We start from the raw sequence: 6,695 nt of genomic DNA on the forward strand, positions 1-6,695 counted from the left end.
CATGCGAACTGCGGCTGTACCGCCGATTAATGTGCCGATAATAGTGAATGGTTCGGGGACAGAGGTAGCCGAAACAGATGAAAGTACGACGTTATCAATGATGTAACCATTGACACCACTATTGCCAGAAGCAAAGACAAGATTAGCGGTTGTTGGGCTGCTAACAGTGAAGGTTTGGGAGAATTTACTAAATACGAGAGTATTAGATGAGAATGGAATGGAAAAAATACTGCCGAGACTGGCAGTGAAATTCTCATTTTGTCCAGATGGCCCGTAGTCAAATGCAATTGTGACCGAATCACCAGCATTAAAAGTAAAAGCAGCGATCGATGAAAGTCCTCCAGTGCGGCTACCATTTAAGTCTATATAATTACCATTGCCAGGGTAAGCATCGAACAGAATGGGGCTGGATCCAAGTACGTCAACGTCGCCGATGACGTTAAAGCTGGGAATACCAGAAGTAAGATTTTGCCCAGTGGAAACACTGTTGAAATTTTCAGACAGGAGGGTTGCAGCACTAGCACTATTTGTCTGCGTAACGATCGGGAAAGAAACAGCCGCACCGACAAGTAGTGCGATCGACAGGCTACTACGTGAAATATTCATAAAATAAGCCTTGGGGAAATCGGTGGGATAGATGTTGCAAAAACTGTGAGGAAGAACTAGGTTTCAAATCCAAATACTTAGTCGATCGCATTTGCTAACTTAGCCGCACCGAGTTTCTTTCTCATGCGGAATGCGGCTGTACCACCGATTAATGTGCCGATAATGGTGAATGGTTCGGGGACGGCTGTAGAGGCAGACGGCGCAAATGCCAGTCCACCAGGGCCATTAAGTCCGGTAGCAATGGTAGAGAAAGTTCCTGATGAGATATTATTAGCTAAAAATTCATTTACTGTGCCCGATCCAAAATTTGATACAAAGAGGTTGCCGTTTTCATCAAATACAAGATCGGCAGGGCGATTAAATCCTGAAGCGATCGTAGTGTAGATTCCTGATGAAATATCATTGGCTAAGAACCGACTAATTCTGCCAGATCCTTGATCCGTGACAAACAGGTTACCACTCACATCGAATGCCAGCCCACTGGGGTTGGTAAATCCAGTAGCAATAGTAGAGAAAGTTCCTGATGGAATATCATTGGCTAAGAACTTGATAATTGTACCTGTGCCAAAATTTGAGGCAAAGAGGTTGCCATTTTTATCGAATGCCACACGAGCGGGATTTCCAAGTCCGGTCGCGATAGTAGATTGCAGACCATTGGAAATCTTAGAGATCGTGTTCGAGCTGAAATTCGTTACAAACAGGTTGTTATTCGCATCGAACGCCAATCCCGCTGGAGTGCTAAGTCCAGAAGCAATAGTAGATTGCAGACCATTGGAAATCTTCACAACCGTGCCGAGACCAGCGTTTGGTACAAAGAGATTGCCATTCGCATCAAATGTAATGCCACCAGGGTTACTCAGTCCAGTAGTAACAAAAGGCGTGACAGATCCATTAGTAGTATCAATCTGATTGATTTTGTCTCCGCTGAAATCTGCTTCGTAGAGAATAGCCGCATTTGAGGAGATCGGGAAACACACAGCCGCACCGACAAGTAGTGCGATCGAAAGTTTACCTTGTTTGGGGATGCTCGAATCTTTTAGTTTCATGGTGTAAATTTTCGGGGAAATGGGGTGGGGTATATTTACGATCGGGTGTTAGAAAAAATCGACTCATGGTATTCGGGAGTAGTCATCCCGAAACCATGAAGCCGTTCCCTGCTACACACCTTGTCTTATCTAATTTGAATTCAGTAATTTTGCACTCGTTCGATCCGGATAATTCAGGCAACCGATCGATGAGCCGATCGTTGCCCATTGCCAAAACCTACGCCATTTCTACTAATGATGTAAGTGTAAATTTTCATTCTGGTTTCAAAGTATATCAAGTCTACCTAGAAGGTCGATACGTCCTTAGACGTATTTATTTAGCAGCTTTAGCGGTACTCGTTTCCAGCGGCTCCGCCACCGAATTTTTGTAAAGCTTTGTTAACAGCATCGATGCGGCTATCGGCATTTAATTTACTAAAAATATGCTCTACGTGTTTTTTGACAGTTTTGACGCTAATCGTCAGGTGTTGGGCGATTTGAGGATTAGTTTTTCCTGCTGCTACCAATGCCAAAACTTCAGCTTCGCGTTTGCTCAAGCCAATCGACTGTAAATGTTGCGCAGATGAAAATTCGCTTGATTTTTCAGTACAGATGAGTAAATGTTGCTCGGCGGCAAAATCACACAATAGATTAATGTTTAACTGGCGATCGGATTGTTCGATTTGAAAAGACAGATCGGGCGGAGTGAGATCGGATTGCGCTCTTAATAGTTGCTGTTTGACCCAACTATCGAGACTTTCGGGTAATCGATTAGAATTTAGCCATTCCCCATCAAAATAACGAGAGAGTAAGTTACCAGCGGCGGTAGAAATATATCTGACTTCACCACTTAGATCTAGGATAATTGCATTCATTTTATCGAATGCTTGCGAGTACTGCTTTAATTGAAGCTGGAATTTAGTAGACTGTTGGGAATTTTTATAGGCAACTTTTAAATGAGGTAATAAGATCGACAGGATGGCTAGATCGCGGTCTGTAAAAGAACGAGTACTGCGGTGAAACCCGATCGATAAATGTCCGAGGGTTTCATTTTGATAAAAAGTGGTAGAATCGGCGATAACTGCGGATAGTAACGGTCGGTCTTCTGTCCTCAGAGAACCATCTACTAACGATCTGAGTCGATCGCACAAGACCTCCTCGAATGAAGCAATTAAACCATCAGCCCGACGAGAATCGCTAACCATGAATCCTAATTGGTCGCGCATTCCATAGTGTAAAAATAGCGTTTCATATAAACCTTCGCGATTGAGGAATTCGCGATCGCTAATAAAATTAGATATTTTGTTAGGATGGGGATTGCCAGTAGCTAGATAGTTTTGCAAGGCGGGATTATCCCGTAAATATTCTGGAGTGGCGACATCCGTCCAGCTATTTACCATCGTTCCCGCCATCATATTGACTCGTTCGGTAAAGCTACAACAAAAAGATTCTTCAGAGACAATTAAATCTTCTAACAGCAACATTACCCATTTGGGAAATTCTGCTAATGTGCGGAGTGAATAAATTTCTCTAACACAATTGTTAATTAATTGTAGATCTCGACTATTTAGTTTTTTCACATTTGTAAATCTCGAAAACGATCGATCTGGTTGGTAGCGATATTTAACTATCAGTCGAGCGAGCTAGTTTTATGCAGACAAATCAGAAAAATTGTCAGATCCCCTTAAATTTCGATCGTCGCATCCGTTCGATCGCCAATCAACACATCGAGACGCGATCGCTCGATCTCAACAATATCGCTAATTCTATCGATCTACAAATAGATTGCATTCAAAATTTATGTTCGCAGATCGAAGTCGATTTAAACATTAAATAATCTATAGTTCGGCACTATAATGGTAAATTATTACTAATAGATCTAGCCGATCGTATAGTCACCCACCTAGCGATGCATTTTGCTCGAATTGAAGTTGGACTCGATTGAGAAAATCAGATATTTCTCGTGCTACTTGGGGCATTAATTCTCGATCGCTAGCAAGATTAGATCCATTAATTAACTTATACTCAGCTTGACGAACTGCACTAGCATAAGCTTGACTTTGTTCGATAATTATCTGTTTGGCTGTATCGGGTTGTAAAATCAGGAATGGCAAGCTAAATCGATCTAACCGATCGGCAACTAGTTCGCGCCGAATCTCGCGCGTCGATCTCTGAAATAATAGCTTGCAAGTAGTCGGGAAATTTTCTAATAATCGCCAATTGGCTTGAGCTTTTTCTAACGGTTTTGCACCATCGGCGATCGATGCAACTATCTGTAAACTCTTTAACCAAACTTTAAATAAGACTGGATTGCCGATTACCAATTTGGCAAGAAAATGATATTGCTGCCAATTATTCAAAGAAAATCCTTCTGGCGAAATTGCCACTATTCCGGTGACTGACTGGGGATATTTTAAGGCATAACTAACAGCAATCCAGGCACCGAGTGAATGTCCGATTAGATAAACCCGCCGTAACTTGAGTGCCGTTAAAAATTCATGCAGACAATCGACTTCCATCTCGATTGTAGTTGGTGTTTGTAATGCAATCGAATTTCCAAAACCGAGTAAATCGATTGCCAAACACTGAAAATTTTGGCTCAAGATTTCGATCGCACTCGACCATTGTGTATTATCGTGCCAACTACCATGCAAAAATATTACTACCGGACGACGATCGGCTCCCGCTTCGTGCCAGAATATTTGTCCTGCTGAGAGCTTGATTCGAGAACTACGAGCGACCATAAGCTAGAGTGCAGCTAAATTCAATATGAAATACCACCATAATCTAAATGATAATCTGACTGTGCCTACATTCCGATAGATTTAATTTACTCCCCACCCTCAAAAACGATCGCTAGCAACTTGCGTTACTAGTAATTTAGGTACGCGATCGCGTATGATATAATGTGGTCAAGCTACGTCCGCTCGGATTCATTTTCCGCTGGTTAGATCTCGATACTTCGGTTCAGACGGCTAAGGATGCTGTGCATACCCCTGACAACTTCAGTCCCGATTGAGTTGGCAGCTATTAACTATCGTTTATTTTTACAGAGGCACATATGGCAAAACGCCGCAACCTGAAGAAGGAAAAGGCGGAGCGTAATCAAGCATACGCTCGTAAGTTTAGAAAACGCCCCACTGGCGGACGGATGTTCAAATCCAGATTCCGCCCTCAATCTAATGGCACTTCGGCTGAGGAAGATAACGAAGATACCTCCGCAGCAGCAACTTGAACTAGTTGAGTTCCGAACGAGCAGGGAAATTTAAATACTGCGCTTGGTTGGGAATTACGGCATTGTTGAATTAAGGTACGATCTCCCCTGGGATTTAAAGCCCTAAAATCGATCGAAAATAGGGGCAATTTATGAATTGCCCCTATTTTCAATTTTAGGGAAGATCTCTGCGGTAGGTTGGTGGATGGGATGTGTAAATTACCCCAACATCTGTGACCTCACGCCAGATGAATGTTATTCATTAATTTTAGCTGTAGCGCGATCGATTGCTTCGCGGACGCGATCGAATCCAGTTCCACCATAGCTATTCCTCGCGGCGACTACCTGGCGCGGATCGATGGCGGCGTAGATATCAGCTTCAAACGCGGGATGTAATTCTTGCCATTCTCCCAAGCTGAGATCTTTGAGCAGTTTATTTTGGCTCAAGCAAGTTTTCACTACTTTACCTACTAAATTATAAGCCTCGCGGAACGGTACCCCTTTAGCAGCTAAATAGTCAGCAACATCGGTAGCATTGGCAAAATCCGCCGCGACTGCTTCAGCTAGCCGAGCTGGGCGAAATTCGATCCCCTCGCGCATTAAAATAGTCATCGCTTCCAGACAAGCTCGCACCGTATCGACAGCATCGAACAGAGCTTCCTTATCTTCTTGCAAGTCCTTATTATAAGCCAGCGGCAAGCCCTTCATCAATACCAGCATCGCTTGAAGATGCCCGAATACCCGTCCGGTTTTCCCCCGTACTAACTCTGGCACATCGGGATTCTTCTTCTGAGGCATGATACTCGAACCCGTGGCACACCGATCGGTCAAACTGACAAATCGAAACTCTTCAGAAGCCCAGATAATGACTTCTTCAGCCAAACGGCTTAAATGTACCATAATTAGACTCGCACCACTGAGAAATTCGATCGCAAAATCGCGATCGCTCACGCCGTCTAAACTATTCCCGTAAATATCGTCGAAACCCAGTAGCTGGGCTGTGTACGCGCGATCGATCGCAAAAGTTGTTCCCGCCAGTGCGCCGCAGCCTAACGGCGAGATATTCGTCCGCTTATAGACATCGCCCAAGCGTTCCCAGTCCCGCTGCGTCATATCTACATAAGCCAGCAGATGGTGAGCTAAACTCAATGGCTGCGCGCGTTGGAGATGCGTATAGCCGGGAATGAGCGTATCCACATTTTCCCGCGCCAGCGTCAGTAATACCTGCTGAAACTCGCGAATTTGGGATTGGATCTGGCGGATGCGATCGCGCAGGTATAATCTCGTATCAGTACCGACCTGATCGTTACGCGATCTGGCGGTATGGAGCTTTTTACCCACATCGCCAACCAGCTCAGTCAACCGTCGCTCGACGGCAAAATGCACATCTTCAGCATCCACGCCAGGATGGAAATTACCCGCCCGATATTCAGCGCGAATCGTTTCTAGCCCAGCGACTAATTCCTCACCCTCTGCGGGGCTGATAATCCCCGTGCGAGCCAACATTTGGGCATGGGCGCAAGAACCCGTCAGATCGTATTCGATCAATTCGAGATCGAAGCCAATACTAGCATTAAATTTAGCGATCGCTGGATGTAGAGTACCTTCAAAGCGATCGCTCCAAGTCTGTGGTCGATCCATATTAATCCAAGTTGCTAGTTACCGTTTTTTGGTGTGAAAAGGGGGAAAGGGGAAGGGGGAAAGGGGAAAAAGCAGCAAGCGAAGGCATCTTTCCTTTACCCTTTACCCTTTCCCCAAGTCCTAACTAGCAACTTACGTTATTAGTTAAAGAACAGGGGCGCAAGCTCCTGAATTAAGGGTGGGGAACTATCGGTAGTAGTGGTAGTACT

The 6,695-nt window shown here is 44.4% G+C and carries 8 protein-coding genes; 3 read left to right on the top strand and 5 right to left on the bottom strand.

Translation table 11 applies throughout. From position 1 onward, the window contains the following. Together RMO79_RS10065 and RMO79_RS10070 are read right to left on the bottom strand one after the other, a co-directional pair. Positions 1-606 (bottom strand): hypothetical protein (locus RMO79_RS10065; RefSeq protein WP_396136566.1); only part of this gene is annotated, 606 nt, incomplete at its 3' end. Between the two features lie 77 nt (positions 607-683). Then, positions 684-1,652: an NHL repeat-containing protein gene (locus RMO79_RS10070; RefSeq protein ID WP_310483011.1), complete on the bottom strand. Its 969-nt coding sequence runs from the start codon at positions 1,650-1,652 to the stop codon at positions 684-686. 134 nt (positions 1,653-1,786) lie between these two features. Here RMO79_RS10070 and RMO79_RS10075 point away from each other — a divergent pair, with 134 nt between their 5' ends. After that, positions 1,787-2,023: a hypothetical protein gene (locus RMO79_RS10075; protein ID WP_310483012.1), complete on the top strand. Its 237-nt coding sequence runs from the start codon at positions 1,787-1,789 to the stop codon at positions 2,021-2,023. On the opposite strand, the gene RMO79_RS10080 is transcribed toward RMO79_RS10075, so the two are convergent. After that, entirely contained in the window at positions 1,979-3,211 is a 1,233-nt protein-coding gene (locus RMO79_RS10080) for a helix-turn-helix transcriptional regulator (protein ID WP_310483013.1), read from the bottom strand. The two genes, RMO79_RS10075 and RMO79_RS10080, sit on opposite strands and share 45 nt — an antisense overlap. 71 nt (positions 3,212-3,282) lie before the next feature. On the opposite strand from RMO79_RS10080, the gene RMO79_RS10085 reads away from it, so the two are divergent. Then, the gene (locus RMO79_RS10085) at positions 3,283-3,468 is read left to right on the top strand and encodes a hypothetical protein (RefSeq protein WP_310483015.1); all 186 of its coding nucleotides are present in this window, start codon (positions 3,283-3,285) and stop codon (positions 3,466-3,468) included. Between the two features lie 58 nt (positions 3,469-3,526). Here RMO79_RS10085 and RMO79_RS10090 read toward each other — a convergent pair whose 3' ends face one another. Next, the gene (locus tag RMO79_RS10090; RefSeq protein WP_310483016.1) at positions 3,527-4,375 is read right to left on the bottom strand and encodes an alpha/beta hydrolase; all 849 of its coding nucleotides are present in this window, start codon (positions 4,373-4,375) and stop codon (positions 3,527-3,529) included. A 317-nt stretch (positions 4,376-4,692) separates the two neighbouring features. On the opposite strand from RMO79_RS10090, the gene RMO79_RS10095 reads away from it, so the two are divergent. After that, positions 4,693-4,866: a hypothetical protein gene (locus tag RMO79_RS10095; RefSeq protein ID WP_015157954.1), complete on the top strand. Its 174-nt coding sequence runs from the start codon at positions 4,693-4,695 to the stop codon at positions 4,864-4,866. Positions 4,867-5,100: 234 nt separating this feature from the next. Here RMO79_RS10095 and argH read toward each other — a convergent pair whose 3' ends face one another. After that, positions 5,101-6,486, bottom strand: coding sequence for an argininosuccinate lyase (argH, locus tag RMO79_RS10100; protein ID WP_310483017.1), 1,386 nt, complete (start codon positions 6,484-6,486; stop codon positions 5,101-5,103). Between the last annotated feature and the right edge of the window lie 209 nt (positions 6,487-6,695).

The sequence above is a fragment of the Chamaesiphon sp. VAR_48_metabat_403 genome, from assembly GCF_031422475.1.
Classification (GTDB): domain Bacteria; phylum Cyanobacteriota; class Cyanobacteriia; order Cyanobacteriales; family Chamaesiphonaceae; genus Chamaesiphon.

What these genes read in the sequence shown, in the direction of transcription:
- RMO79_RS10090 (WP_310483016.1), bottom strand. Translation starts at nt 4,375, where the DNA reads ATGGTCGCTCGTAGTTCTCGAATCAAGCTCTCAGCAGGACAAATATTC.
- RMO79_RS10070 (WP_310483011.1), bottom strand. Translation starts at nt 1,652, where the DNA reads ATGAAACTAAAAGATTCGAGCATCCCCAAACAAGGTAAACTTTCGATC.
- RMO79_RS10085 (WP_310483015.1), top strand. Translation starts at nt 3,283, where the DNA reads ATGCAGACAAATCAGAAAAATTGTCAGATCCCCTTAAATTTCGATCGT.
- argH (WP_310483017.1), bottom strand. Translation starts at nt 6,486, where the DNA reads ATGGATCGACCACAGACTTGGAGCGATCGCTTTGAAGGTACTCTACAT.
- RMO79_RS10095 (WP_015157954.1), top strand. Translation starts at nt 4,693, where the DNA reads ATGGCAAAACGCCGCAACCTGAAGAAGGAAAAGGCGGAGCGTAATCAA.